General features: G+C 60.5%; 26 protein-coding genes. 12 read left to right on the top strand and 14 right to left on the bottom strand.

What is annotated here, in order from left to right; translation table 11 throughout:
• Positions 1-18: 18 nt before the first annotated feature.
• From ACQZ6F_RS13420 to ACQZ6F_RS13440, 5 genes are all read right to left on the bottom strand, one after another.
• Positions 19-891: a metal ABC transporter permease gene (locus ACQZ6F_RS13420; RefSeq protein ID WP_449095804.1), complete on the bottom strand. Its 873-nt coding sequence runs from the start codon at positions 889-891 to the stop codon at positions 19-21.
• A complete protein-coding gene (locus ACQZ6F_RS13425; RefSeq protein ID WP_449095803.1) occupies positions 888-1,670 on the bottom strand; it encodes a metal ABC transporter ATP-binding protein in 783 nt (260 codons plus the stop codon). The genes ACQZ6F_RS13420 and ACQZ6F_RS13425 overlap by 4 nt, the downstream gene beginning before the upstream one ends.
• Positions 1,667-1,795, bottom strand: a complete 129-nt coding sequence (locus ACQZ6F_RS13430; protein ID WP_281406655.1) for a hypothetical protein — start codon at positions 1,793-1,795, stop codon at positions 1,667-1,669. Before ACQZ6F_RS13430 ends, ACQZ6F_RS13425 begins: the two co-directional genes overlap by 4 nt.
• 225 nt (positions 1,796-2,020) lie before the next feature.
• The gene (locus ACQZ6F_RS13435) at positions 2,021-2,506 is read right to left on the bottom strand and encodes a redoxin family protein (RefSeq protein WP_449095802.1); all 486 of its coding nucleotides are present in this window, start codon (positions 2,504-2,506) and stop codon (positions 2,021-2,023) included.
• 82 nt (positions 2,507-2,588) lie between these two features.
• On the bottom strand, positions 2,589-3,428 hold the full coding sequence (locus ACQZ6F_RS13440) for a protein-disulfide reductase DsbD domain-containing protein (protein WP_449095801.1): 840 nt from the start codon (positions 3,426-3,428) through the stop codon (positions 2,589-2,591).
• A gap of 141 nt (positions 3,429-3,569) precedes the next feature.
• Here ACQZ6F_RS13440 and ACQZ6F_RS13445 point away from each other — a divergent pair, with 141 nt between their 5' ends.
• The 3 genes from ACQZ6F_RS13445 to ACQZ6F_RS13455 all read left to right on the top strand — a co-directional run bounded on the left by ACQZ6F_RS13445 (position 3,570) and on the right by ACQZ6F_RS13455 (position 5,660).
• On the top strand, positions 3,570-4,175 hold the full coding sequence (locus ACQZ6F_RS13445; protein WP_077471262.1) for a YqgE/AlgH family protein: 606 nt from the start codon (positions 3,570-3,572) through the stop codon (positions 4,173-4,175).
• A gap of 94 nt (positions 4,176-4,269) precedes the next feature.
• A complete protein-coding gene (locus tag ACQZ6F_RS13450) occupies positions 4,270-4,461 on the top strand; it encodes a CsbD family protein (protein ID WP_068384996.1) in 192 nt (63 codons plus the stop codon).
• Between the two features lie 143 nt (positions 4,462-4,604).
• Positions 4,605-5,660: a zinc-binding metallopeptidase family protein gene (locus ACQZ6F_RS13455; protein WP_449095800.1), complete on the top strand. Its 1,056-nt coding sequence runs from the start codon at positions 4,605-4,607 to the stop codon at positions 5,658-5,660.
• Positions 5,661-5,689: 29 nt separating this feature from the next.
• On the opposite strand, the gene ACQZ6F_RS13460 is transcribed toward ACQZ6F_RS13455, so the two are convergent.
• The 4 genes from ACQZ6F_RS13460 to thrC are packed head-to-tail and all read right to left on the bottom strand — an operon-like array spanning position 5,690 to position 11,980.
• Positions 5,690-8,602, bottom strand: coding sequence for an EAL domain-containing protein (locus ACQZ6F_RS13460; protein ID WP_449096333.1), 2,913 nt, complete (start codon positions 8,600-8,602; stop codon positions 5,690-5,692).
• Positions 8,599-9,213: a GNAT family N-acetyltransferase gene (locus ACQZ6F_RS13465; protein ID WP_034489725.1), complete on the bottom strand. Its 615-nt coding sequence runs from the start codon at positions 9,211-9,213 to the stop codon at positions 8,599-8,601. Before ACQZ6F_RS13465 ends, ACQZ6F_RS13460 begins: the two co-directional genes overlap by 4 nt.
• A 50-nt stretch (positions 9,214-9,263) precedes the next feature.
• A complete protein-coding gene (locus ACQZ6F_RS13470) occupies positions 9,264-10,562 on the bottom strand; it encodes a M16 family metallopeptidase (protein ID WP_077471259.1) in 1,299 nt (432 codons plus the stop codon).
• Positions 10,563-10,582: 20 nt separating this feature from the next.
• The gene (gene thrC, locus ACQZ6F_RS13475; protein ID WP_449093684.1) at positions 10,583-11,980 is read right to left on the bottom strand and encodes a threonine synthase; all 1,398 of its coding nucleotides are present in this window, start codon (positions 11,978-11,980) and stop codon (positions 10,583-10,585) included.
• Positions 11,981-12,293: 313 nt separating this feature from the next.
• Here thrC and ACQZ6F_RS13480 point away from each other — a divergent pair, with 313 nt between their 5' ends.
• Positions 12,294-12,914 (top strand): hypothetical protein, encoded by a 621-nt coding sequence (locus ACQZ6F_RS13480; protein WP_077471257.1) that lies wholly within the window; start codon positions 12,294-12,296, stop codon positions 12,912-12,914.
• 172 nt (positions 12,915-13,086) lie between these two features.
• Here ACQZ6F_RS13480 and ACQZ6F_RS13485 read toward each other — a convergent pair whose 3' ends face one another.
• Entirely contained in the window at positions 13,087-13,779 is a 693-nt protein-coding gene (locus tag ACQZ6F_RS13485; protein WP_077471256.1) for an HAD family hydrolase, read from the bottom strand.
• A 232-nt stretch (positions 13,780-14,011) separates the two neighbouring features.
• On the opposite strand from ACQZ6F_RS13485, the gene ACQZ6F_RS13490 reads away from it, so the two are divergent.
• The 3 genes from ACQZ6F_RS13490 (at position 14,012) to ACQZ6F_RS13500 (ending at position 15,977) form a co-directional block, all read left to right on the top strand.
• Positions 14,012-14,680 carry a GntR family transcriptional regulator gene (locus ACQZ6F_RS13490; protein WP_077471255.1) on the top strand — a complete coding sequence of 223 codons (669 nt, stop codon included), beginning with the start codon at positions 14,012-14,014 and terminating at the stop codon, positions 14,678-14,680.
• A 284-nt stretch (positions 14,681-14,964) separates the two neighbouring features.
• Positions 14,965-15,555 carry a biotin transporter BioY gene (locus tag ACQZ6F_RS13495; protein WP_449093683.1) on the top strand — a complete coding sequence of 197 codons (591 nt, stop codon included), beginning with the start codon at positions 14,965-14,967 and terminating at the stop codon, positions 15,553-15,555.
• On the top strand, positions 15,552-15,977 hold the full coding sequence (locus ACQZ6F_RS13500) for a DUF1284 domain-containing protein (protein ID WP_449093682.1): 426 nt from the start codon (positions 15,552-15,554) through the stop codon (positions 15,975-15,977). Before ACQZ6F_RS13495 ends, ACQZ6F_RS13500 begins: the two co-directional genes overlap by 4 nt.
• Here the strand turns inward: ACQZ6F_RS13500 and ACQZ6F_RS13505 are convergent.
• Positions 15,974-16,672, bottom strand: coding sequence for an ArsR/SmtB family transcription factor (locus ACQZ6F_RS13505; protein ID WP_449093681.1), 699 nt, complete (start codon positions 16,670-16,672; stop codon positions 15,974-15,976). The two genes, ACQZ6F_RS13500 and ACQZ6F_RS13505, sit on opposite strands and share 4 nt — an antisense overlap.
• A gap of 71 nt (positions 16,673-16,743) precedes the next feature.
• On the opposite strand from ACQZ6F_RS13505, the gene ACQZ6F_RS13510 reads away from it, so the two are divergent.
• The 3 genes from ACQZ6F_RS13510 to ACQZ6F_RS13520 all read left to right on the top strand — a co-directional run bounded on the left by ACQZ6F_RS13510 (position 16,744) and on the right by ACQZ6F_RS13520 (position 18,705).
• Complete coding sequence (locus tag ACQZ6F_RS13510) at positions 16,744-17,073, top strand: NIPSNAP family protein (RefSeq protein ID WP_449093680.1); 330 nt, start codon at positions 16,744-16,746, stop codon at positions 17,071-17,073.
• Complete coding sequence (locus ACQZ6F_RS13515; protein ID WP_449093679.1) at positions 17,070-17,435, top strand: antibiotic biosynthesis monooxygenase family protein; 366 nt, start codon at positions 17,070-17,072, stop codon at positions 17,433-17,435. The genes ACQZ6F_RS13510 and ACQZ6F_RS13515 overlap by 4 nt, the downstream gene beginning before the upstream one ends.
• A 139-nt stretch (positions 17,436-17,574) precedes the next feature.
• Positions 17,575-18,705, top strand: coding sequence for a site-specific DNA-methyltransferase (locus ACQZ6F_RS13520; protein ID WP_077471250.1), 1,131 nt, complete (start codon positions 17,575-17,577; stop codon positions 18,703-18,705).
• 290 nt (positions 18,706-18,995) lie between these two features.
• On the opposite strand, the gene ACQZ6F_RS13525 is transcribed toward ACQZ6F_RS13520, so the two are convergent.
• The 3 genes from ACQZ6F_RS13525 to mutY are packed head-to-tail and all read right to left on the bottom strand — an operon-like array spanning position 18,996 to position 21,103.
• On the bottom strand, positions 18,996-19,361 hold the full coding sequence (locus tag ACQZ6F_RS13525; RefSeq protein ID WP_449093678.1) for a nuclear transport factor 2 family protein: 366 nt from the start codon (positions 19,359-19,361) through the stop codon (positions 18,996-18,998).
• 3 nt (positions 19,362-19,364) lie between these two features.
• Positions 19,365-19,979 carry an HAD family hydrolase gene (locus ACQZ6F_RS13530; protein ID WP_449093677.1) on the bottom strand — a complete coding sequence of 205 codons (615 nt, stop codon included), beginning with the start codon at positions 19,977-19,979 and terminating at the stop codon, positions 19,365-19,367.
• 17 nt (positions 19,980-19,996) lie between these two features.
• Positions 19,997-21,103 (bottom strand): A/G-specific adenine glycosylase, encoded by a 1,107-nt coding sequence (gene mutY, locus ACQZ6F_RS13535; protein ID WP_449093676.1) that lies wholly within the window; start codon positions 21,101-21,103, stop codon positions 19,997-19,999.
• A 98-nt stretch (positions 21,104-21,201) separates the two neighbouring features.
• Between mutY and ACQZ6F_RS13540 the strand changes: the two genes are divergently transcribed.
• A complete protein-coding gene (locus tag ACQZ6F_RS13540) occupies positions 21,202-21,696 on the top strand; it encodes a DUF721 domain-containing protein (protein WP_449093675.1) in 495 nt (164 codons plus the stop codon).
• Between the two features lie 168 nt (positions 21,697-21,864).
• A complete protein-coding gene (locus ACQZ6F_RS13545; RefSeq protein ID WP_068385055.1) occupies positions 21,865-22,593 on the top strand; it encodes a DsbA family protein in 729 nt (242 codons plus the stop codon).
• The last annotated feature ends 161 nt before the right edge of the window (positions 22,594-22,754 follow it).

A 22,754-nucleotide genomic window follows, 5' to 3' on the forward strand; every position in this document is an offset into this window, starting at 1 on the left:
CGAGTCTCCTTGTTCGGATTAGCCCCGGAGATGGGGACGGGGGAAGAACCGCCGGGCAAGGCCCGAAGGCGCGAAGAGAATGGAGAAGCCGTAGATCACGCTTGCGGTGATGATGATGGTCGGGCCCGAAGCGAATTCGAGATGGTAGGAGGCAATGAGGCCGATATAGCCGGAAGCCGCCGCCGTGCCGGTCGCGATCGCCATCATGGCGGGCAGGCTGCGCGACCAGAGCTGCGCAATGGCGGCCGGCAGCATCATCAGCCCCACGGCCATCAGCGTGCCGAGTGCCTGGAAGCTGGCGACGAGATTGAGCACCACCAGCAGCAGGAAGAGGAAATGATAGACCGGCCCGCGCCCGCCAACCGCGCGCAGGAAGCCCGGATCGAAGCATTCCATGACCAGCGGTCGGTAGATAACGGCGAGCGCCAGCAGCGTCACGGTGGTGATCGCTCCGATCTGGTAGAGGGCCGGGGCGTCGATCGCCAGGATCGTGCCGAAAAGTACATGCAGGAGGTCGATATTCGACCCGCGCAGCGAGACGATGAGCACGCCAAGCGCCAAGGAGGTGAGATAGAAGCTGGCAAAACTCGCATCTTCCTGCAGCACCGTCATGCGGCTGACGAGGCCCGAGAGCAGCGCCACGGAAAGGCCGGCCACCAGACCGCCGAGGCCCATGGCCGTCAGCGACAGCGAGCCGGCGATAAGGTAGCCGATGGCGGCACCCGGCAGAACGGCATGGCTCATGGCGTCGCCCATCAGGCTCATGCGCCGGAGCATCAGGAAGACGCCGATCGGGCCGGAACCGAGGCCCAGGCACAGGCAGGCTATGAGCGCGCGCCGCATGAAGCCGTAATCAGCAAACGGCGCGAGGAAGATATCGTAGATCGTCATTCGGCCGGCTCCCGCCGTGCAATCTCGCCGGTGTGGGGCGCATGTTCAGGCAGGCATGCTTCCGCAGCCTCGTCCCAGCGCTCTGCCATGGCCCGCGCCTTGAGGAGATTGCTGGAACTCATGACCTCCTGTGTCCGGCCCCAGTCGACCAATTCACGGGCGATCAGCAGCGTTTCAGGGAAATGGGCGCGCACCTGATCGAAATCATGCAGCACGGCGATGACGGTGCGTCCTTCCTTGTTCCATCTGAGGACAAGGTCGAGCAGGTCGCGCGTCGTACGTTGGTCGATGGCGGTGAAAGGCTCGTCCAGCAGGATGACGCTGGCGTCCTGCAGCAGCAGCCGGGCGAAGAGTACGCGCTGGAACTGCCCGGCCGAGAGTGCGCCGATATGCCTGTTTTCGAAGCCCGAAAGCCCGACGAGCGAAAGCGCATCGCGAGCCCGATCCGCATCCTGGCGCGAGAAGCGACCGAAGGCGCCGGAGGTCTTCCAGGCGCCGAGCATCACCGTATCGGCAACCGAGATCGGAAAGCGGCGGTTGATATCGGCCGCCTGCGGCAGATAGCCGAAATCGTTCCGCGTCAATCTTCCGCGATCGATCGATCCTTCGACCGGGCGGAGCTCGCCGATGATCGCCTTCAAGAGCGTCGACTTGCCGGCGCCATTCGGCCCGGCGATTGCCGTCAGGCTGCCGGTCCGGAAGGCGCCGGAAACGTGATGCACGGCGGGGTGGCGTTCATAGGTCACGGTGAGATTGGTGAGGCGGATCAGATCACTCATGCCAGGGCTACCGCCCAGCCGATAGCAGCCCAAAGCACCGCGATACCCACGGCAACATAGGCAAGTCGCGTCAGAGCGGAGCGCCCTATCAGGGAGGACGCGAGGGGGTCGCGTTCAAATCGCATGCGGGCACTCTCTTTATGTAATAACGTTACGTGTAATAGCGGGGAGAATGCGGCAAAAAAGAGGCAAGAACCAGAATAGCTGTGACTGGCTATAGCAGGCAGCGGATTCGCTTGGGCAAGCGACTTGCATGCGTCAGGATCAGCCCGATTGATTGAGCACTCAAGCGTATTAAACAACAAAGGGCGCCATTGAGGCGCCCTTTCATTCTGCGTTGAATTTTGAAATCAGAGCTGCTCAATCATCGCCGCAGCGCCCGAAACCGTCGCCTGGCCGGGGCTTTCCTCGATGTTCAGCGTCTTTACCACGCCGTCTTCCACCAGCATGGAATAGCGCTTGGAGCGAACGCCGAGGCCGCCGGCGGAGAGGTCGATATCGAGGCCGAGTGCCTTGGCGAAGGAGCCGTCCCAGTCGGCGAGGAAATGGATCTTGCCCATGCCGCCGGAGGATTGTGCCCAGGCACCCATCACATGCCAGTCGTTGACCGAGATGACGGCGATGTCATCGACGCCCTTGGCGAGGATGGCGTCACGGTTTTCGAGGTAGCCGGGCAGATGGTTGAGCGAGCAAGTCGGCGTGAAAGCGCCGGGAACGGCGAAAAGCACGACGCGCTTGCCGGCAAAAAGCTGCTCGGTGCTGATCTCGACCGGACCGTCCGCGGTCTTTTCCTTGAAGGTGGCGGCGGGCAGTTTATCGTCGATAGCGATGGTCATGGGGTCTCTCCTTGGGGCGATATCGGGGCGTTTGAACCGCCGCCGATTGGATGAGGACTGGTGGTGAAACTATAGGTCAGGGCTATTTCAGCGCAAGCGTGGTTTCCATGGCGCGGTCACCGTCGACCACGAGGATGCCCCACGTCTTGCCCTTGGTGTCATAATTCTTGGGCAACTTGCCGATCGTGATATCGGCTGAATAGGCGTTGCCTTCCCGTTTCGCATTTGCCTGCTCAAAGAATGCGTAACCTGCCGGCCCGGTGACGTAGATCGTCGGCGCGTCGCCGCTCGCCTCAGGCAGCGTCAGGTGCAGCGCAAGCGTCTTGGCGTCTGCCGAGAGGCTATGGCTCTGGAGGGCGAAATCGGAAGATGGTGCCTGCGGCAGCGAAGCCTTGGCCGCATCCAGCAGCGCCAGCTCATGCGTCGTCGGCTGCTCGCCTGCCGGCAGCTCAAGCGAATACTCCGCCTGGAAGGGAATGCAGATATCCTTGCAGAGGCCGATGAAGGCGGTCAGGTCCAGTTTGGCCGGCGCTTTGCTTGTGGTCCGGAAATCGAGCGGCAATGTCACCGGTGCATCATAGCCGATCTCTTGTATGTTTCCGACCATGATCTGCTTCGGTGTCGGGTAGCTGGCCTTTTCGAGAGTGACGCCGCTTCCGGGCGCGAGGGTCACTTGCGGAGGGATGCCGCTCTGGCCCGGTTCGCGCCAATAGGTGATCCAGCCGGGCTGCGGTTCGATCTGCAGGGCGGCGCGGATATGCCCCTCTGCGTCCGGCGCCAGTGCCACTAACCGCATGCGGCCACCCTGATTGTCCACCCAGTCGCTCATCGCGGCATGGGCGGCGGTGCCGGCGCAAAGTGTGGCGGCAAATGTTCCGGCAAGGAGCGTCGACAAGCGGGCAAGGGTGGTCAATCCGATCATGGGATGAGGATTTAACGGATCGGGCGGCGCGGGGCCAGCGCGGCGGAAAAAAGAAATGATCATTTTCAGTTGATTGATTTATGACATTGCCCCATCTTGCTTTTTTAGCGGTGCAGTTATGGACTGCGGTCAGGAGGCACGATGTCCCTATCGACGCTGAAGAATAGACGCGAAAGAGGTTTTCTCGACGGTCAGTTCGTGATCGCCATGCCCGGCATGGAGGATCGGAACTTCAACCGGACGGTTATTTATATTTGCGCGCATTCCGATGCCGGCGCCATGGGCTTCGTCATCAACCGGGCTCAGAAGCTGACCTTCACCGACGTGCTTTTGCATCTTGAAATGGTCAAGGACGACGATGCCATCGTTCTCCCGGCTGCCGCGCGGGATTTTCCGATCCAGACCGGGGGACCCGTCGAAAGCGGCCGCGGATTCGTATTGCACTCGGACGACTATATCAGCGACAGCAGCATTCCGGTCAGCGATGATATCAGCCTGACGGCGACGCTCGATATCGTGCGGGCGATTTCCAAGGGAAGCGGCCCGAAACGCGCCACCATGCTGCTGGGCTATGCCGGCTGGGGTGCCGGCCAATTGGAGGCCGAAATCGGCAATAATGGTTGGCTGAATTGCCCTGCCGAAGAGGCGCTGATCTTCGACCGCTGCCTCGACGACAAGTACGAACGCGCCTTGGCGCTGATGGGCATCAACCCTGCGATGCTGTCGCCGCATGCGGGTCATGGCTGAAGCAATCTGCATTATATTGGAACGATATAGCACTCGTGACGTTTCCCTCCCAGAACAACGGCAATACCGCCGTGCAACCAAGGAGGCGCTCGATATGGGCAGCATGAGTGACAAGGTATCCGGCAAGGTAAACGAAGTGGCCGGCAAGGCCAAGCAGATGGCCGGCAAGGCCACCGACGACAAGGAATTGCGCGCAAAAGGCGCGGCCCAGGAAGCCAAGGGCAAGGTTCAAAGCGCCGTCGGCAAGGCCAAGGATAAGGTCAAGGGCGCAGTCGACCGGATGTAGTCCGGTTGCTCGTTGAGAGCCGATTTCAGGCCGCCGGCAATCTGAGATAGCATTGCCGTCAGCGGCCTGCCGGGAAGAGCCTGTCGCGGAGACGCGACGGGCTCTTTGATATCAAGCGAAGCGTCATTTCGAAGAGGGCTTCCATGCGGCTTTTCACTTGCGACCATTGCGGCCAGCCGGTGCATTTCGACAATAGGCAATGTGTTCGCTGTGGCCATCAGCTTGGTTTCGTCCCGGATCGTCTGGCGATATATGCGCTGGAAGGTGATGGCGGCACCAACTGGCATCTGGTCTCGGAGCCGGAGAGGCATGTCCGCTTCTGCGCCAATGCCGAACTTGATATCTGCAATTGGCTCATCGATGCCGAAGATCCGCAGCCCTATTGCGTTGCTTGCCGTCACAATCGCCTTGTGCCCAATACCGACACACAGCAGGGCATAGACCGGTGGCGTCGCATCGGCCAGGCGCAAAGACATCTGTTCTATTCATTGCTGCGCTGGAATCTGCCGCATCCGGATCGGCACGACGACCCCGAGGGTGGGTTGGTGTTCGATTTCCTTGAGGACGAAGTGCAGGGTGGCAGTGTTGTGCCCGCCAAGACTGGCCATGAAGAGGGCTTGATCGCCATTCGTGCCGCCGAGGCCGATGACGTCACGCGCGAACAGGCGCGCACCTCCATGAACGAGCCGTACCGCACGCTGCTCGGCCATTTCCGGCACGAGACAGGACATTTCATCTGGAACAAGCTTGTCCGCGACCGTGGCCAGTTTGATGCCTTTCGCGCTGTCTTCGGCGACGAGAGGGTGGATTACGGCATGGCGCTTCAGCATCACTACGACAATGGGCCACCGCCCAATTGGCAGGAAAATTTCATCAGTGCCTATGCCAGCGCACACCCATGGGAAGATTTTGCGGAATGCTTCGCGCACTATCTACACATCGTCGATACGTTGGAAACCGCGCGCTCATTCGGCCTGGCGGTCGATCCGAGGGGCTATCACGAGATGGCGGCGGAAGTGGATTTCAATCCCTACAGAGCCGAAAGCGCCGATCAGCTCGTCAGCGCCTGGATTCCCCTGAGCGTGGCGATCAACGCCATCCAGCGCAGCATGGGACAGCCGGATTCCTATCCCTTCATCCTGTCGCCGCCGGTGATTGCCAAGCTGGATTATATGCGCGGCCTTATCGAGAGCGCCTGATCTGCCGCTCTCGATAGATTGGCGCCGGTCTAGGCCCGCTTCGTCAGCGGAAAGCGTTCTTTCAGCAGCCGGATCACCGACTCTGATCCCATCGGCGGCCCGAAGATGAAGCTCTGCCCATAGGTGCAGCCGATCTTGGCGAGTTCCAGCGCATCCTCTTCGGATTCGATACCCTCGGCGACAACACGCATATTCAGTTCGCGCGCCATGGAAATGACGGAACGCAGGAGAATGGCCTTCTTGTCGCTCTCGTCGCGGACCATCGCCTTGTCGAGCTTGATCGTATCGAAGGGGAAGCGGGTGAGGTAGGCGAGCGAGGAATAACCGGTGCCGAAATCGTCAAGCGCCAGGCCGATGCCGGCTTCGCGGAGCTTGTCGAGCACCAGCCGGGCCTGCTCGGGGTTTTCCATCACCTGCGATTCCGTCAGCTCCAGCTTGATCCGGCTCGGATCGCAATGGGTCTTGGCGAGCAGGGCGCGGATATCGTCATAGAGTTCATTGTTGAGCAACTGCACACTGGAAAGGTTGATGGAGACGAACAGCGGCAGGTCGCCGGTCTGTCGCTGCCAGGCCTTCAGGTCGTTGGTCGCCTGCTCCAGGGCAAACATGCCGAGCGGGCCGATAATGTCCGAAGCTTCGGCAATGGGAATGAATTCCGTGGGCGGAATGTTGCCGCGTTTCGGATGCTCCCAACGCATCAGCGCCTCGAAGCCAGCCACTTCGGCATCCTCCAGCCGCACGATCGGCTGATAGACCAGCGAAAGTTCCTTGCGTTCAACGGCACGGCGCAGGTCGGTTTCGAGCTGTAGACGATCGGTGCCGAAGCTGCGGAAGGCGGGCTGGAACGGCTCAACGCGGTTGCCGCCGGCGCGCTTGGCCCGATACATGGCAAGTTCGGCGTCGCTGAGCATGCCGGACGCATTTTCCTGCTGATCGACCCATGAGGTCAATCCGACGGAGGCCGTCAGGATGATCTCGCGGTTGGCGAAATTGATCGGCACCATGATCGCCTTGCTGATCGCATCGGCAAAGTCGGCGACTTTTGCCGGATCGCGTTCGGACACGAGAATGAGGCCGAACTGGTCGCCGGAGAGGCGAGCCAGCGTGTCCTGGGGCTTCAACAGGCGACGAAGGCGTCGGGTGAGTGCGATCAGGATATTGTCGCCCGCCGCCACGCCAAGCGTATCGTTGACGAGCTTGTAACGGTCGATGTCGATGACCATCACGGTCGGCCGCAATTGGTTGCTATCCGATGCCAGCGTCAGCACGGCCTGCAGGCGATCGAGGAAGACCTGGCGGTTCGGCAGCCCTGTCAGATTGTCGTGCACGGCGTCGTGCAGCAGTCGTTCGATCGAATTCTTCTGCTCTGTGATATCGACGATGGTGCCAACGCAGCGAATGATTTCGCCGTTCGAACCGAGCACCGGCCGCGCGCGAATGGAGAGCCAGTGGAAATGGCCATCTTCGGCACGAATGCGGAATTCGTGGTTCAGCCGGCCGCGTCGATGTTCGAGAAGAACGTCGAGAGTCGCGCGGAAACGGTCGCGGTCGTCGGGATGCAGTCGTGGCAACCAGTTGCGGGCCGCGCCGTGCATGCTGCCGGGCGAAAGGCCGAGCTTCATGGAGATGTCTGGTGTCGTGACGACGCGGTCGCGCGCTACGTCCCAATCCCAGACGGTATCGCCCGAGCCGGTGAGTGCCAGGGACTGTCGTTCCAGGTCCGAGAACAAGCCCTGCTGGAAGGCGCCGCCAGCAAAGGCATGCTGCATGACCGTAAATCCGATCAGCAGGACGATAAGCACCAGGCCGCCGCCGAGTGCCGGCTGGATGATGTCGTTGTCGAGCTTGCCCATGATCGTCATCCAGGCGCCAAACAACCAGACGAGGATCAGCGCCCAGGCAGGCACGAGCAGGATGGCGCGATCATAGCGGTTGAAGCCGAGATAGATGATGAGCAGCAGACCCGCGGTCGCCGTCAGCGCCAGCGACAGCCGGGCGATGCCGGCCGCGATCGACGGATCGTAGATCGCCACGCCGAAGAGCAGGGCAAGCCCGAGCACCCAGGCCAGCGTCACATAGCCGAGATGCGCGTGCCAGCGATTGAGATTGAGATAGGTGAACAGGAAGATCACCAGACTCGACGCGAGCGCCACCTCCGCGCAGGCGCGCCATATTCGCTGATCGCTTGACGTGATGCTGATGAGCTTGCCGAGGAAGCCGAAATCCACGCAGATATAGCCGAGCACCGCCCAGGCGAGCGCCGCCGTCGCTGGCAGCATCGACGTGCCTTTGACCACGAAGAGAATGGTCAGGAATACCGCCAGCAGGCCGGCAATACCAAGCACGATGCCGCGATAGAGCGTGAAGGCGTTGACCGTGTCCTTGTAGGCGTTCGGCTCCCAGAGATAGAGCTGCGGCAGGTTCGGAGAGGAAAGCTCTGCGACGAAGGTGACGACTGCGCCGGGGTTCAGCGTGATGCGGAAGACATCGGCCTCGTCGCTCGGCTGCCGATCGAGCGCAAAGCCTTCGCTCGGCGTGATGGCAACGATGCGCTGTGAGCCAAGATCCGGCCAGAAGACTTTCGAGTTCACCAGGCGGAAATGCGGGGCGACGATGACGCGCTCCAGCTGCTCTTCGGACACATTGGCGAGCGCGAAGACGGCCCAGTCGCCCTGATGGTTCGGCGAGGAGGATCGTACCTCAATCCGGCGCCGAATGCCGTCGGCGCCCGCGGCCGTTGAAACCTGAAAAGCTTCGCCCTGATTGGTGTAGATCTCCGTCGTCGCCGTCAGGTCGAGCGCGGTATCGTCGCGGGAAATCTTCACGGGCTCGGCTGCATGCGCCATGCCGGCAAAAAACAGCAGCAGGGCGGCGACAAGTGTCGCAAGCACTGCGCCGAGCCGTTTGGCCATCGGCATCGTCGGTATCGGTACGGTAGTCATCGCTGGTCGTATTTTCGGTTCGGGTCGGCATCCGCAGCCAACCTGGAAAACATCACGTGGTCGCGCCACTGACCGTTGATTTTTAGATAACCGCGCAAATGACCTTCCCGCTGGAAACCGGCTTTTTCCAAAAGCCGCATGCTACGCTCGTTATCCGGAATACAGGCTGCTTCAATTCGGTGCAACTCAAGTCCGGAAAAGATATAGGGTATAACCAATTGAAGTGCGGCGAACATATGTCCCTGACCGGAATAGCGTTCGCCCATCCAATATCCGATCATGCAGCTCTGCGCAGCACCGCGGCGAATGTATCCGATCGTGATGCCTCCGACCAATGTCGTGTTTTCCCTGAGGAAAACGAATAGCGGTATGGCCTGGCCGGAACTATATTCCTGCTTGCCTCTGATGATACGGGCCCGATAAGCAGCCTCCGTCAACTCGTCATGCCGCCAGGTGGGCTCCCAGGGCTCCAGAAAGCGGCGGCTTTCAGCCCTCAACCTGTGCCATTGGTTGAAGTCGGAATAGCGCGGCAGACGCAGCAAATATGTGTCGTTTTCGAGTTCAACCGCGTCCGGATGACGTGAGAGAAACCGAAAGACAGATTTTTGCATCCCGCCAAGCACTCCCCCGAGAACTGAACCCATCGACCCGCGGCGTGCCCTTAGCCGCTGGCGCTTCTGGACGCCGGCTTTGGCGACGACAGCGACATGACGATGTCTTCCATCGGCGCCAGCTGTTCCAGCGGCCCGATCGCCGAAAGCGTCGGTACTGTATCGAAGAACAGCCGGCCCGCAAGATCCGTCAGGCGGTCGATGGTAATGCCCTCCAGGCGCTCCAGCATCTCCTGGTTCGGGATGGGGCGGCCATAGAGCATCATCTGCCGGGCGACCTGGCCGGCGCGAGCAGCCGGGCTTTCCTGACCCATCAGCAGCTGTGCGCGGATCTGGGCGCGGGCGCGCTCGATTTCCTGCTGCTCGATCTTGTGGGAAGCCTTGTGCAGCTCATCGACGATGACAGGCACCAGCTCCGGCAGGTTCTCGCCGCCGGTCGCCGCATGGATGCCGAAAATGCCGGTGTCGGAAAAGCCCCAGTGGAAGGCATAGACCGAATAACAGAGGCCACGCAGTTCGCGGACTTCCTGAAACAGGCGCGAGGACATGCCGCCGCCGAGAACATTGGCAAGGATCTGCGAGCAATAGAAGTCGCGCGTGTGGTAGGCGCGGCCTTCGAAGCCGAGAAGGATCTGCGCGTCCATGAGGTCGCGCGTCTCGCGAACGTTGCCGCCAATATAGCGAGCCGGCTCGATGATGGGCGAAGTTGAGGGTTTGGTCGGCAGGCTGGAGAAACGCTCCTCGACCTGACGCACGAAGCTTTCGTGATCAACTGCGCCAGCCGCGACCACGAACATGCGGTCGGTCGTGTAGTTGCGGTCCAGATAATGACGGATCTGCTCCGGTGAAAAGGAGACGACGGTTTCCGGCGTGCCGAGGATGGCGCGGCCGAGCGTCTGGCCGCGATAGGCAACCTCGGAAAACTTGTCGAAGACCACGTCGTCAGGTGTGTCGTTCGCCGCGTTGATCTCCTGCAGGATAACCTGCTTTTCACGCGCCAATTCCTCCTCGTCGAAGGCGGACTCCGTCAGGATATCGGCAAGTATGTCGACAGCCAGCGGCACATGGTCCTTGAGCACGCGGGCGTAGTAGGAGGTCGTTTCGGTCGAGGTGGCGGCGTTCACCTCGCCGCCGACATTCTCGATCTCTTCGGCGATCTGCCGGGCCGAGCGACGCGCCGTACCCTTGAACGCCATGTGCTCGAGCAGATGCGCGATCCCGTGTTCTGCTTCGGTCTCGTTACGCGAACCGGACTTGATCCAAACGCCGAGCGCCACGCTTTCGAGGTGTGGCATCGATTGGGTTGCTACTGTCAGCCCGGACGCAAGCCGGGTGCATTCCACTGTCATCGCTTGTCTTTCCGCGTCTGTTATTCGCCGGCCCGGGCATGCTTGCCGATAAAGCTTTCAACGGCTTTAAGTTCCGGATCGAGAATATCGAAACGCTCCTCCCTGGTCATCAGACCAGCAAGCCACGTCGGAAGCGCCGGGTCAATACCGGAGGCGGATTTTACTGCGGCGGGGAATTTTGCCGGATGCGCCGTGGCAAGCGTCACCATCGGGCTTGTCGGACGCTCGTTCTTCTCGGCGACAAAGACGCCGATGGCCGTATGCGGATCGAGCAGATAGCCCGTTTCGGCAAGCGTTTTTTTGATGGTTTCGGCAACTTGCTTTTCGCTGGCGCGGCCGGCCTTGAAGTCTTTCTTGATGAACTTCAGGGCACCATCGCTGACCGAGAAACCATTCGATTGCTTCAGGCTTTCCATCGCGGCGCGGACCTTCGAGGCATCGCGGCCATGCGCCTCGAACAACAGTCGTTCGAAGTTGGAGGAGATCTGGATATCCATCGATGGCGCGCTGGTGGCCTTGACGGCACGCATTTCATAACGGCCGGTCTTCAGCATGCGAGCGAGGATGTCGTTCTCATTGGTGGCGATGACCAGGCGTTCGATCGGCAGGCCCATCCGCTTGGCGACGTAGCCGGCGAAAATATCGCCGAAATTGCCTGTGGGAACGGTGAAGGAAATCTTCCGGTCCGGGCCACCGAGCGCTACCGCTGTCGTGAAGTAATAGACCACCTGCGCCATGATTCGCGCCCAGTTGATCGAATTGACGCCGGAAAGTCTGACTTTGTCGCGGAAGCCGGCATCGTTGAACATGGCTTTGACGAGGTTCTGGCAGTCGTCGAAATTGCCGTTGATCGCCAGCGCATGCACATTCGCCTGCGTCGAGGTGGTCATCTGCCGCTGCTGCACCGGCGAGACCTTGCCATTCGGAAACAGGATGAAGATGTCGGTGCGCTCGCGGCCGGCAAAAGCGTCGATCGCCGCGCCACCTGTATCGCCCGATGTCGCGCCCACGATGGTCGCCCGCTGTCCGCGCTTCTCCAGCGCGTAGTCCATCAGCCGCGCCAGCAGCTGCATGGCGACATCCTTGAAGGCAAGCGTCGTGCCGTGGAACAGCTCCATGACGAAGCTGTTCGGCCCGGTCTGCACCAGCGGCGCCACCGCCGGATGGCGGAAGGTGGCGTAGGCATCGTCGATCATACCGCGGAAGACGTCTGCCGGGATTTCGCCGTTGATGAAGGGCGACAGGACGGCGAAGGCAACATCCTGATAGCTCTTGCCGCGAAAGGCTCGGATTTCTTTCTTCGTCAGGGTCGGCCATTCACGAGGAACATAGAGCCCGCCGTCACGAGCAAGGCCAGCCAGGAGGGCGTCGCAGAAGCCAAGGGCAGGGGCTTCTCCCCGCGTTGAAATATAGTCCACGGTCTAAGATTCCTTTGGTCGCAAAATTGCCTGAGTGATCGGTTGAGAGAGTAGAGGAATGAAGCGGCGACGACCTGTCTTTTTGCGCCGGATCAGCCGCGTGGTTTTCGCGTTTGCGCAAGGCGCGTGGGATCGGTGCCGGCTGGCCGCAGTTTGTGCCAATCTGTCGATCTCGAAAAGTGAGCCAAAACGGTGTCTACCCAATCGATTTTTCGCTGCGTCGCTGGTATAGACCATCGCCAAGTGTCATAAAAGGCCCGTCGGACAGGCTTCAGGCCGATAATGTGAAATATTTGGAGAGGGTGGAATTATAGTGTTTGGCAGGGTTTCGCGTCGTCTTTTCTCCGCTTCGCTTCTGGCATTGCTCACGGGTTGCAGTACTCTCGGTATCGGCGGCAATAGTGACAAGCAGCCGGCAACGGATGTTACCGTCGCTCCGCAGGCAAGTGCCGCAGGGGCCGCTCCGACCGGTGGTCAGACCTATGTTGCCGGCAAGTGCCCGCAGGTCACCATTCCCGATCAGTCATCTGTCTACCGGCTTTACGCCAAGGGTGCCAAGGACGATGCGAGCCAGTTGACCTATCAGGCGTCGCTGGCACAGGCCACTCGCCAGTGCACGAGCGATGGCACCAGCCTGGGCATCCATGTCGTCGCGCAGGGACGGCTTGTTGCCGGCCCGATGGGCAGCTCCGGCAAGGTGACATTGCCGATCCACGTCTCCGTCATGGATAATGACACCTCACTCTATAGCAAGACGATCAACTACACGGCGGAAATTCCGCCGGGAGAAACCACAGCGCAGTTCCTGTTCAGCGAAGACGATATCAAGGTCGCTGGCGGATCCGGTGGCTTCACTATCGTTGAGATCAGTTTCGATCAGGGACCGCAGAAGCCTGCGAAGGCCGAGAAGCCGGTACGCAAGAAGCGCCACTAGGCGCTTTGACCCCGCACAATCTTGCATCGTATGAGTGTTGTGCTCTCAAGGTAAAAACGAAAAAGCCCTGCTGTTCAGCAGGGCTTTTTCTTTATGGCAGAAGCCAAGCGGGTAAGGCATAGGAGGCCGCGAGCGGGGGCGCCGCTCGCCAGAGACTTCTTTGAAAAGCGCTTTAGAGGACGCCGTCCCATTCAGCCAATGCCATCACCACGCCGGGAAGGTCGCTCATGCGGGAGACGACGGTTTCCGCACCGGCATCGGTGAGCCGATCGGCATGCGAGGGATAGGTGTGCGATGCGCCGGTAAAGCCGATGACGCGCATGCCGGCGGCGCGTGCCGCCTGGACGCCATGGACCGAGTCTTCGACCACGATGGTGTTGGCGGGGCTGACATTCATCTGCTTGGCGCCATGCAGGAAGATGTCCGGCTTCGGCTTCACGCGGTCGGCGCCGAGATCCTTGGCGGAGTAGACGTGCGGCGCGAACAGCTTGAGGTAGCCGACCTTGGACAACATCATCTCGAGCCGCGCGGCGCTGGAATTCGAGCAGATGCAGCGCGGCATCGGCAGCCGCGACAGCGCAAGGGGAACGCCGGGAATGGCCTGGACGTCGGCGGCAAGCTTGAGATCGAGCAGCTTTTCCGACTTGTCGAGCAGAGATGCGGAAAGCGGGATGCTCGCCTCGCGCTCGACTTCGAACAGAATGTTGCGCCAGGTCATGCCGGCGAAGCGCTCGCCCATTTCCTCGGTGCTGATCGGATAGCCTGCATCCGTCAGCAGCTTGGACTCGACTTCCGCCGCTATGATTTCCGAATCGACCAGAACGCCGTCGCAGTCGAAGATGATAAGGTCGAAGCCATTGCTCATGAAAATTGCTGCCTTTGATCAGGGCTGGGTTCGGCATGCTCCCCGCAAACAGTTGCGTTTTGGGGCATGCTCAAAAAATGACCGTCGCGCTTTACACGATATGTCGACAAAGCTCAACCAATGGGCGGGCATGGCTGTGCTGCGCTGACGGAAAAGGTCAGGGCCGTTCAAAAGGCTTGAAGACTTGAGTGTACCGCTCGACATCAGGCAAGGCCGCCTTTAAGGATTGGCCATGGCCAACGAGCGCGACGACACCATTGCCAGCCGTATCAGCCGGGTGCTTGCCGATCGCATTATTCGCGGCGAGATCGCGCCCGATGCGCGCTTGCGGCAGGATCATATTGCTGAGGAATTTGGCACCAGCCACGTGCCGGTGCGCGAGGCATTCCGGCGGCTGGAGGCACAGGGGCTTGCCGTCAACTTGCCGCGTCGCGGCGTTCGGGTCGCTTCTTTCGATCTCAAGGAAGTCCGCGAAGTTGCAGAAATGCGAGCCGCGTTGGAAGGCCTCGCCCTGAGGCACGCGTCACAGCACTTGACCTCTGCCATTCTCGACGCCGCCGAAGAGGCGACCAGGGAAGGCGATGCCGCTGCCGACGTCCATGCATGGGAAGAAGCCAATCGTCGCTTCCACCGTCTCATCCTGGCGCCTTGTGGCATGACGCGCCTGCTGGCCGCTATCGACGATCTGCATGCGGCCAGCGCCCGCTTTCTGTTTTCGGCATGGCAATCCGGCTGGGAAAAGCGCACGGATCACGATCATCGTGCCATCCTCGCAGCGCTCCGCCAGGGGCGAACTGACGAGGCCGCCGCTATCCTTCAGAAGCACGTCCAATGGATCGGTCGTGCTCCCGTGCGCACGCCATCAGGCTCGACGCGCGAAGCTTTTGCGATTGTTGGATAATCCCGCAGAAAATTATAGATAATCTGAGTGCGCTTGATTTACGGTTCATTTTTTAATGGCCGGATTTGGGTGAGTTATGCTCGTATTGCATCCGAGAGCCGAGCTTTTTGTCTCCACATGTCGAGATGGGCTGGCTAAGCGCGCCTCTCTCAAATCTTTCGTCATGCAGCCGCTGCCATCGCCAGAAAATCAATTTTCCACATCTGCCGCTTGCCTCGTCATGTAAACTCGGCCATTAAATAGATGGGAATTGAAAATTATCTATAATTTGAAAAGGAGAGTTCATGTCCCTGTTGCATCATCATGAAGACGCTGCTTTTGATCCGCTGCGCCTTGGTCAACGATCCCTGATCGTCAAGGTCGTCTTCGTTCTCGCGGGGACGCTGGTGCTGGCACTCGCCTCGCAGATTTCGGTGCCGATGGTGCCGGTGCCGATCACCATGCAGACCTTTGCGATCACCATGATCGGTGCGCTCTATGGCTGGCGCCTCGGCGCGATCACCATTCTGGCCTGGCTGGGTGAGGCCATGGTCGGCTTCCCGGTTCTCGCCGGCGGAGCAGGCGGCATCGCGCCCTTCATGGGTCCGACGGCCGGTTATCTCGTCTCCTTCCCGATCATCGGCGCCCTCGTCGGCTGGTTTGCCGAGCGTGGCTGGGGCGGAGAGCGCGTCGTGCGCAGTTTCCTCGCCCACCTCTCGGCCAATATCCTGTGCCTTGCGATCGGCGGTGCATGGCTTGCTGCCTTGATCGGTGCTGAAAAGGGCTGGCTCCTCGGCGTCGCTCCCTTCATCCTCGGGGCCGTGCTGAAGTCTGCCCTTGCGGCGGCCGTGCTGAAGACCGTTCAGGTCTATGGCGGCAAGGCAAAGCTGAATTGACGGTTCGGCTTCGCGCCCATCATCTGCTCTGCATGCTGACCTTCGTCGGTGAGGGCTATACGCCTGCCTTCACCGACAATTATCGCCGCATCGCAAAGCGCCTGACGGAAGGGGAGGAGATCGAGCTGGTCTCCGGCCCCGACGATATCTGCGCGCCGCTTCTGGACGAGGCTGAGCCGCACTGTTTCAAGGCTTCCGTCATCGAGCGGGACGCGGCCGCCCTTGCGGACGTCGCCTCATTAATTGGCGAAGAGATCGAACCGGGCGCTGTATTGGTGCCGGATGCGAACCTGCTTGCGAAACTGCGACGCAATTTCGCCAGTGGCGAGATTCGCCGTGCCTGCAATGGCTGTGAATGGCGAGATCTGTGCAGCCGGATTGCCGCCGGCAATTTCACCGGCGTTCTAGTCGGACACCCTTAAGACCGGTCACCCAACTCGATCGGAAAGAGTGCCAGGAAACGACGCTCACCCTCGGGGGTGAAGAAGATCGAGCGGCTGTTTTCGGTCCGCCGCGCCCAGCCCTTGTCGAGAAAATTCGAAAGCAGCGCCTTGCCGAGGCTTCCGGCGAGATGCGCGCGCCTTTCGCTCCAGTCCAGGCAGGATCGGCAGAGCGGACGGCGGCTGGAGCGCAGATCGGAGACGTCGATGCCGATCGATCCGAGATGCTTTTCGCCGTCGGCCGTCAGGCTGAGCCCTTCGCCCATGGTCGAAATCGAACCACGTTCTATGAGGCTGTCGAGCATGCGCACGCCAAAGTCGCCGGCGAGATGGTCGTAGCAGATGCGGGCTTTGCGCAGCGCCGGTTCCTTCGGGCCGGGACGATGGCGCAGATGTCCGCGACTGGCGGCAAAACCCATGATCCCCTCGAGCAACTTGCCGACACCATCATCGGCCAGCGCAAAATAACGATGCCGACCCTGCTTGCGCTGCGCCAGCAATCCGCCTGCCTCGAGCTTGGCAAGATGCGCGCTCGCGGTCTGCAGCGTCACACCTGCCGCAGCGGCAAGCTCCGTCGCGGTCAGCGCCCGGCCGCCCATCAAGGCCGTCAGTATGTTCGCCCGCGCCGGATCGCCGATCAGCGCGCCGATCTGTGCTATGTCAGGACCTTCTTTCATACTTCGATCGTAGCCGAAGCATCACCGTTCTTCAATGTGCGAAAACAGGGTCATCAGCAAAGGAGAACACCATGATCACCTGTTTCATCCGCTATCAGATCGATCCCTTCAAACAGGAAGCCTTCGCCGAATATGGCAAGGCCTGGGGCCAGATCATCCCGCGCAACGGCGCCGATCTGGTCGGCTATTTCGCGCCGCATGAGGGCTCTTTGACGACGGCTTACGGCGTCTACAATATCGAGAGCCTGGCCGCCTATGAGGCCTATCGCAAAAGCCTTGCCGCCGATCCACAGGCTCGGGCCAATCTCGATTTCTCCCGCCGCGAGCGTTTCATCCTGCAGGAAGATCGCATATTCCTGAAAAACGTGTCGTTGCCGCATGCTCCGAGGATATCGCCATGATCGCAGTTATTTTCGAAGTCGTCCCCCATCCTGAAGAACGCCAGCACTATCTCGACATTGCCGCAAGGCTGCGCGGCGAACTCGAAACGATCGACGGCTTCGTCTCCATCGAGCGCTTCGAGAGCCTCAGTCAGCCGGGAAAGGTCCTGTCGCTTTCCTTCTGGCGCGACGAGGCTGCTGTTCGCGAATGGCGAAACCGCGAGGCGCATCGTGGCGCGCAGAAAACGGGTCGGCAGACGGTATTTGCCGACTATCGCCTGCGCGTGGCTGAGGTCCTGCGGGATTACGGCATGAACGAGCGGGACGAAGTGCCGGATGATAGCCGCGCCACGCACGACAGATCGGATCGCGCAGTGCGATAGTCTCCATCGATCAACGATAAATTCCCGGCCGCTGTCCGGGAATTTGAAAATTATGACGCCGCTTCAGTGTTTGGTAACCAAGTTAGGTAACCATAACACCCAGTTAAGAGCATCGAGTAAGTGTAACAGCGAGTATCAAATGGCGTCAGTTTTCCCGCTTGCCGACCTCAGGACCTCCGCAGTTCCAGGGTCCTGGATCGACACGATCATCAAGGGCGATTGCGTGGCCGCTCTTGAGGCACTACCCAATCAATCCGTCGACGTCATCTTCGCCGACCCGCCTTACAACCTCCAGCTCGGCGGCACGCTGCATCGTCCCGACCAGTCGCTTGTCGACGCGGTCGATGACGAGTGGGATCAGTTTGCCTCCTTCGAAGCCTATGATGCCTTCACCCGCGCCTGGCTGCTCGCCTGCCGCCGCGTGCTGAAGCCGACCGGCACGATCTGGGTCATCGGCTCCTATCACAACATCTTCCGCGTCGGCGCGACGATGCAGGACCTGAACTTCTGGATCCTCAACGACATCGTCTGGCGCAAGACCAATCCGATGCCGAATTTCAAGGGTCGCCGTTTCCAGAACGCCCATGAGACGATGATCTGGGCGAGCCCGAACGCCAAGGCCAAGGGCTACACCTTTAACTACGATGCCATGAAAGCCGCCAATGACGATGTGCAGATGCGCTCCGACTGGCTGTTTCCGATCTGCAATGGCGGCGAGCGCCTGAAGGGCGACGACGGCAAGAAGGTGCATCCGACGCAGAAGCCGGAAGCGCTGCTCGCCCGCGTCATCATGGCCTCTTCGAAGCCCGGCGACATTATTCTCGATCCGTTCTTCGGCTCGGGCACGACGGGTGCCGTTGCCAAGCGCCTCGGCCGCCACTTTGTCGGCATCGAGCGCGAGCAGGATTATATCGATGCGGCAAGCGCCCGCATCGCCGCCGTCGAGCCGCTCGGCAAGGCGGAACTCACAGTCATGACCGGCAAGAAGGCCGAGGTTCGCGTCGCCTTCAACGTGCTGATCGAAAGTGGCCTCATCAAGCCAGGGCAGGTGCTGACGGATGCGAGGCGTCGCTATAGCGCCATCGTCCGCGCCGACGGCACGGTTGCTTCCGGCGGAGAGGCCGGTTCCATTCATCGCCTTGGAGCGAAGGTCCAGGGCCTTGATGCATGCAACGGATGGATGTTCTGGCATGTCGACGACGGACGATCCCTGCGTCCGATCGACGAACTGCGGGCCATTATCCGCAGCGATATGGCAAAGGCGGAATAGCCTCGGTCGTTCGTTTAGGCGGATCCGGTTGCGAATCGCCCCACGATTTCGGGAATGCCGCCAACGACTGAATCTGAATACCCGCCTTCTTCCGCCGTGTACCTCCAGTTAGGGAAGAAGGCGAAACGCCCAGGGCCTTGCCGAACGTTCTGTACGGCAAGGCCCTGGGCGTCTCTTTAGCTTCGTGGCCTTGAGCATTTTCGCTTTTCTTCGAATCGCGAAAGCGCTCTATCTCCTTGTTTTTACGCATTCCGGACGGAAAACCGCTGCGCACTTTTCCTGGAAATGCTCTAGAAGTCCTGATAGTCCGTGACATCAACGCGCACGACGCGGCCATCCTCGTCGAAGGTGATGGTCTCCTCGCCTTCGCGAATAAGCGGCTTGCCCGTCTTGCTGTTGGTGGCCCGGACGGACCAGACCGCGCGGCCGGAAAGCGGCGTCAGCGTTTCGACCAATGAATTGGACGCTGTCTGATCAGGATAGGTGTCGAAGTAGCCGCGGAATGCTTCCATGATCGCCTTGCGGCCGGCGAGGTCGCCGACACCGTTGGAAACATAGGTGGCGTTCTCGGCGAAGAAATTCTCGATCTCTTCATAGTTGATACGATTGATCGCATCGTGAAACAGCTCGATACGTTCTGCGGGATCGAAAATCATGGTTCAAACCTTTATGCCATGGGCGGCGAGATCGCTGCGCAGCTTCTCGGCGCCGGTGAAATGAACTGCATGCCAGCCGGCGGCCCGTGCGCCCTCGACGTTCGGATAGGAATCGTCGATGAAAATGGTCGAGGCCGGATCGAGGCCGAAGCTTTTCGCATGGGTGTCGTAGATCGCGACGTCGGGCTTGATCAAGCCGATATCGCCCGACACCGTGACGCCGCGCGGCTTCTTGAGGAACGGAAAGCGCTCCTGCGCCACGCGAAACGTGTCGGAGGCGAAGTTGGTCAGCATGGTGACATCGCGTCCCTCAGCGATCAACTTTTCGAAGATCACGACGCTGTCATCATAGGCATGCGGCACCATCTCGTTCCAGTGCTTGCGGAATGCGCGGATCTGTTCTGCCCGTTCCGGATGCTCGGCAATCAGCAAGCCTTCGGCCTCTTCCCATGTGCGGCCGCGATCCTGCTCCAGATTCCATTCGTGGGTGCAGACGTTGGCGAAGAACCATTGGCGCTCGGCATCATCGGGAATGACGTGGCTGTAGGGAATGTTTGGATCGTAATGAAGGAGAACCTTGCCGATATCGAAAACGATGTGCCGTATTTCCGTGGTCATGAATGGATTCCTGATGTTTAGGCGCTGGCTTTGTTGACTGCCCCAACTTTTGTGAAGGCATTGGGAATAGCCTGAGTGATCGCTTTTTTCATGACTGTTGGCAGTGCCTGCGCTTCAAGATTTGTAACCGGCTCCCACCATCCGTCATTGTGCTCGGCGTTCGATGCCACTTGGGCGCGATAGATCGACAGCCGCAATTCGAAATGGGTGAACACATGCGTCACGGTCCCCGCAGCCTGCCAATCGGCTCGGAAAGGGGCTGCCTCGGTTCCTGTCGCGCCATCGATACGCGCGGTCCAGCCGGTTGTGGGCACTTCCGTCATGCCGCCGAGCAGGCCGCTTTCGATGCGCCGGCGCAGAAAGATTTCGCCATCGCCATTGACCGCGACGAAAGCCGCGCCTTGCCGTATCGGCTTATCCTTCTTGGCGGCCTTGACGGGAAAATGTTCGGGGTCATGCCCGGCCAGCGCCTGGCAGGCGCCGTTGAACGGACAGAGCGAACAGACGGGGCGCTTCGGCGTGCAGATCGTCGCGCCTAGATCCATCATCGCCTGGGCAAAATCGCCGGGTCGGTCGGCGGGTGTCAGCAGGGCGACTTTCTGCTTCATCTGAGGCTTGGCGCCGGGCAAGGGCGCAGAGATCGCGTAGAGCCTGGAAATGACGCGCTCCACATTGCCGTCCATCACGGCTGCCTGCCGGTTGAATGCGATTGCGGCGACGGCGGCGGATGTGTAATCGCCGATGCCGGGCAGGGCACGCAGGCCATCCTCGGTATCGGGAAAGCGACCCGCATGGTCTGCCGCAACTGCCTCGGCGCATTTCTTCAGGTTTCGCGCGCGCGCGTAATAGCCGAGCCCGGCCCAGGCGGCCATGACGTCGTCGTTCGGCGCCGCCGCGAGATCGTTCACCGTCGGCCACCGCTCCACGAATTTTGCGAAATAGGCTTTGACCGCAGGCACGGTCGTCTGCTGCAGCATCACCTCCGACAGCCAGATGCGATAGGGGTCGGGCTTCACGCCCTTTGCTGCCATGGACGGCGAGACGCGCCATGGCAGATCCCGGTGATGGCGATCGTACCAGGCAAGCAGGGATGCGGCCGAAGGGGATTGTAAAGTCGTGGTCATGATTTGCCGCGTTGAGGGGAATTGCTCTATACTTGGCCAAGCTGCGTCGGGCGATCAAGCTCTTGAACGTACAAAGCATGCGCCGGAAGCCGATTGAGATGAGTTATCCCCGAAAAGGCGAGAAGCAGATTTCCGAGCTGACCAACGGCATCGTCGATCCCGTGCTGGCGAAGCGTGCCGGCATCAATACGGCTCTGCTTGGTTCCTGGGACGAGATCGCTGGGGACGATTTTGCCGAATGCACGCGGCCGGAAAAGATCGCCTGGGCGAAGCGCGGCGGCGCCGGGGAGGACAATCGCTATCAGCCGGGTGTCCTGACCATTGCCTGCGAGGGCGCCCGCGCCCTTTTTCTCACCCATGCGCAGGGCGAGCTGATCCAGCGCATCAACGGCTTCTTTGGCTTCCATGCGGTCAGCCAGATCCGCATCGTGCAGAAGCCGGTCTCGGTTGCTTCGAAGCGCTCCCGCACGCCGCCGCCGCTGAAAGGCGAGGCGGCCCGCAAGCTCGAAGGCATGATGGACGGCATCGAGGACGAGAAGTTGCGCGCGGCAATCCAGAGGTTGGGCACTGCAATGGTCTGGAAGCGCCGGTAGCAGGCTGGGCGCAGTGATTATTCGTGAATTGTGGAAGAAATTTAAGGCGTTTGTCTTTGCCAGGTCACAATTCTTTGAAGAAAGTTGGTCAACCGTGCCTTGTTAGCGGCAACCAGCCGTTATATCGCATGAAACATTCGAAGACCTCTTTCAACGACGGGTGACTCTATGCCGATGTCCGACATGCTCTTGACCAAACGCCACCTGCTGGGCGGTTCTGCCGTTGCAGCTCTCTCCGTGGCGTTCGCTGCCTTTGCCGACACCGCATCCGCTGCAAATGCCTCGACGGCCGCAGGCGGCCAGGAGTCCACCGCTTCCGGAGACGACGCAGTCCCCCCGGCCGATGGCGACGTCAACATGACCGAAGTGCTGAAGCCCGGCCCGTTGCCGGAAATCGCACTCGGCAAGGAAGACGCTCCGGTCAAGATCGTCGAATACATGTCGCTGACCTGCCCGCACTGCGCGCATTTCGCTGTTACGACTTTCGAAACGATCAAGCAGAAGTATATCGACACCGGCAAGGTTCGCTTCATCATCCGCGAATTCCCGTTCGATCCGCGCGCCGCTGCAGCCTTCATGCTGGCCCGTTGCGCCCCGCAGGAGCAGTACATGCCGATGGTCGAAATGCTGTTCAAGCAGCAGATCGCCTGGGCCTCTCCGGATGTCGATGGCCGTGCCGCACTGCTGCAAATGTCGAAACTCGCTGGTTTTACTGAGGATAGCTTTACGAAGTGCTTGACGAACCAGAAGCTTCTGGATGATGTCAATTCCGTAAGGGAACGCGCTGCCAAGGATTTCGGCGTCAATGCGACACCGACCTTCCTGATCAATGGCAAACGCTATGCAGGGGACATGTCTGTTAATGCCATGTCGAAGCTCATCGACGGCCTTCTCTGATCCGCGCCTTTTCGATGCACAGGCGGGCGGCAGAGGCCGCGCGCCTGTTTTCTACTACCTTCCCCTCGAAGGGGGAGGTCGCGCGGAACGCGCGGGTGGGGGTGATTTCCGGGGTGAATGCATGATCACCCCACCCCGAACCTTTGGTCCGACCCTCCCCC

This window comes from Rhizobium sp. A22-96 (genome assembly GCF_053521805.1).

Excerpts from the sequence above, each read along its gene's own strand:
- ACQZ6F_RS13420 (WP_449095804.1), bottom strand. The coding sequence starts at position 891 with ATGACGATCTACGATATCTTCCTCGCGCCGTTTGCTGATTACGGCTTC.
- ACQZ6F_RS13425 (WP_449095803.1), bottom strand. The coding sequence starts at position 1,670 with ATGAGTGATCTGATCCGCCTCACCAATCTCACCGTGACCTATGAACGC.
- ACQZ6F_RS13430 (WP_281406655.1), bottom strand. The coding sequence starts at position 1,795 with ATGCGATTTGAACGCGACCCCCTCGCGTCCTCCCTGATAGGGCGCTCC.
- ACQZ6F_RS13435 (WP_449095802.1), bottom strand. The coding sequence starts at position 2,506 with ATGACCATCGCTATCGACGATAAACTGCCCGCCGCCACCTTCAAGGAA.
- ACQZ6F_RS13440 (WP_449095801.1), bottom strand. The coding sequence starts at position 3,428 with ATGATCGGATTGACCACCCTTGCCCGCTTGTCGACGCTCCTTGCCGGA.
- ACQZ6F_RS13445 (WP_077471262.1), top strand. The coding sequence starts at position 3,570 with ATGTCCCTATCGACGCTGAAGAATAGACGCGAAAGAGGTTTTCTCGAC.
- ACQZ6F_RS13450 (WP_068384996.1), top strand. The coding sequence starts at position 4,270 with ATGGGCAGCATGAGTGACAAGGTATCCGGCAAGGTAAACGAAGTGGCC.
- ACQZ6F_RS13455 (WP_449095800.1), top strand. The coding sequence starts at position 4,605 with ATGCGGCTTTTCACTTGCGACCATTGCGGCCAGCCGGTGCATTTCGAC.
- ACQZ6F_RS13460 (WP_449096333.1), bottom strand. The coding sequence starts at position 8,602 with ATGACTACCGTACCGATACCGACGATGCCGATGGCCAAACGGCTCGGC.
- ACQZ6F_RS13465 (WP_034489725.1), bottom strand. The coding sequence starts at position 9,213 with ATGCAAAAATCTGTCTTTCGGTTTCTCTCACGTCATCCGGACGCGGTT.
- ACQZ6F_RS13470 (WP_077471259.1), bottom strand. The coding sequence starts at position 10,562 with ATGACAGTGGAATGCACCCGGCTTGCGTCCGGGCTGACAGTAGCAACC.
- ACQZ6F_RS13485 (WP_077471256.1), bottom strand. The coding sequence starts at position 13,779 with ATGAGCAATGGCTTCGACCTTATCATCTTCGACTGCGACGGCGTTCTG.
- ACQZ6F_RS13490 (WP_077471255.1), top strand. The coding sequence starts at position 14,012 with ATGGCCAACGAGCGCGACGACACCATTGCCAGCCGTATCAGCCGGGTG.
- ACQZ6F_RS13495 (WP_449093683.1), top strand. The coding sequence starts at position 14,965 with ATGTCCCTGTTGCATCATCATGAAGACGCTGCTTTTGATCCGCTGCGC.
- ACQZ6F_RS13505 (WP_449093681.1), bottom strand. The coding sequence starts at position 16,672 with ATGAAAGAAGGTCCTGACATAGCACAGATCGGCGCGCTGATCGGCGAT.
- ACQZ6F_RS13510 (WP_449093680.1), top strand. The coding sequence starts at position 16,744 with ATGATCACCTGTTTCATCCGCTATCAGATCGATCCCTTCAAACAGGAA.
- ACQZ6F_RS13515 (WP_449093679.1), top strand. The coding sequence starts at position 17,070 with ATGATCGCAGTTATTTTCGAAGTCGTCCCCCATCCTGAAGAACGCCAG.
- ACQZ6F_RS13520 (WP_077471250.1), top strand. The coding sequence starts at position 17,575 with ATGGCGTCAGTTTTCCCGCTTGCCGACCTCAGGACCTCCGCAGTTCCA.
- ACQZ6F_RS13525 (WP_449093678.1), bottom strand. The coding sequence starts at position 19,361 with ATGATTTTCGATCCCGCAGAACGTATCGAGCTGTTTCACGATGCGATC.
- ACQZ6F_RS13530 (WP_449093677.1), bottom strand. The coding sequence starts at position 19,979 with ATGACCACGGAAATACGGCACATCGTTTTCGATATCGGCAAGGTTCTC.
- mutY (WP_449093676.1), bottom strand. The coding sequence starts at position 21,103 with ATGACCACGACTTTACAATCCCCTTCGGCCGCATCCCTGCTTGCCTGG.
- ACQZ6F_RS13540 (WP_449093675.1), top strand. The coding sequence starts at position 21,202 with ATGAGTTATCCCCGAAAAGGCGAGAAGCAGATTTCCGAGCTGACCAAC.
- ACQZ6F_RS13545 (WP_068385055.1), top strand. The coding sequence starts at position 21,865 with ATGCCGATGTCCGACATGCTCTTGACCAAACGCCACCTGCTGGGCGGT.